General features: G+C 41.4%; 1 protein-coding gene. It reads left to right on the plus strand.

What is annotated here, in order from left to right; all coding sequences use genetic code 11:
* Positions 1–425, plus strand: a 425-nt coding sequence (locus HC176_RS16795; protein ID WP_280818706.1) for a proton-conducting transporter transmembrane domain-containing protein, incomplete at both ends; no start/stop codon positions are given.

Raw genomic sequence — 425 nt, forward strand, 5'->3', positions numbered from 1 at the left:
GCCGGGAAATTTTTAAAGGGAAAACTTGCGGTACTATCTGCTCTGGTTCCTTTAGCTCTATTTGTTTACTTTCTTTCCTTTCTTCCACAGGTTGCAGGAGGAGAGGTGATAAGGCAGGAAATTTCATGGGTACCTACTCTTGGGCTTGATTTAAACTTCGCCCTTGATGGCCTTTCATTGCTTTTTTCTTTGTTGATCACGGGAATTGGTTTCCTGGTCTTTGCATATACCGCAGAATATCTTAAGGAGCACGATTACCTTGACAGGTTCTACGGATATCTAGGGATGTTTATGGGTGCAATGCTGGGTCTTGTGTTGAGTGATAATTTGCTCTCTATGTTCATATTCTGGGAGCTTACCAGTATTAGTTCCTTCTTCCTTATTGGTTTTAATAATACCAGTGAAGCTTCAAGAAAGTCGGCTGT

Source organism: Tamlana crocina, from assembly GCF_012037625.1.